Genomic DNA, 1,240 nt, shown 5'->3' on the forward strand with positions numbered 1-1,240 from the left:
GTCAGTTGACTGACCGGTCTCGACGCAACCGACCGAACTCATTTCTGCCGTCAGCTTGGTGGGAGGGCTGGGTCAGGGCGGGCGGCGCGGACCAGGGCCTGCGGGAGGTGGCTGGTCAGCCTGGCGATCAGCGCCGGGACGTCGCGCTTGTCCGCGGCGGTGACGTGCTCAATCGTGACGCCGGCCCGGCGGATCGCCGCGGCCCGCGCCTTCTCGTGCAGGTACTCCTGCGCGGGATCGTGACCAGGGCGGACGCCGTTGGGCCGGTACTTGACCTGCCCGTCGAACTCGATGCCCAGGGCCCACTGCTCGTACCCGAGGTCGGTGTGGAAGAGCCCGCGGTCGGTCTCGACCGGCAGCTGGGTCGTCGGCCGGGGCAGTCCGGCGCGGAGCAGCTCGTACCGGACCCAGGTCTCCCAGGCCGACTGGGCGCCGGCGTCGGCCAGCTCGATCACGAGCCGGGCCCGGAGCACCCCGCGGCGACCGGCCTCGTCGAGCGCGCCGAGCAGAACTTCCCGCTCCACGCCCTGTGCCAGCGCGGAGTCGGCGATGACCAGGCCCTCGAGCGGGTGCATGGTCCGCGCGCAGTCGACGACCGTGCGCTCGAGCGTGGTGACCGGCAGGCCCGCCGCGTCGGCGACGTCGTCGGGGGCGAGCGTCCAGGAGTGCCGACTCACGTCGGCCGCGGCGTGACCCGACGCGCGATAGCGCTGGTACACGTGCGTCTCGCGGGGGTTCCGCCAGACGCGGCAGCCGTGGAGCAGCGCGGCCGACGCGTGGCTGAACACGTGCTCGACCCGGAGCTGGGAGTGCAGGGCGCGCAGGCGGGCCAGCGCCCGGTTCCGGTCCTCCCGCGCGCCGCGGGCAGCGCCGTCGGCCCGCAGGTCGCCGGGCGCGCAGTACGCCCCGCGCCGGATCCGGACGACGTCGCCCCGGCGGGCGGCCGTGGCCAGGGCGTTGCGGTTCTGCTCCAGCGCGAGCGCGACCTTCGGTATCTCGACGTCGTCCATGCCCCGACGGTGCCCGACCGGCGGGGGTCCGCGGGCGACGCCCCGGCGGACCTGTGCACGAACGCCGATCTGAAGCCCCTGTGGTCGCGCTCAAACCGTTGGCGCTCCGAAGACAGTGCCGCCAGCCGCCCGGATAGATCTGCTCATACCTCTGCCGCCAATGCTGACTTCGGTCCCCTGCACGGCTCGAAAATGACTTCGGTCGGTTGCCTTGAGACCGGTCAGTTGCC

General features: G+C 73.3%; 1 protein-coding gene. It reads right to left on the reverse strand.

What is annotated here, in order from left to right; translation table 11 throughout:
* Positions 1–50: 50 nt before the first annotated feature.
* Positions 51–1,010 (reverse strand): hypothetical protein, encoded by a 960-nt coding sequence (locus ACFU5G_RS29890; protein ID WP_377252787.1) that lies wholly within the window; start codon positions 1,008–1,010, stop codon positions 51–53.
* Positions 1,011–1,240 lie beyond the last annotated feature (230 nt).

The organism is Promicromonospora sp. NPDC057488, from assembly GCF_042802395.1.
Classification (GTDB): Bacteria; Actinomycetota; Actinomycetes; order Actinomycetales; family Cellulomonadaceae; genus Promicromonospora.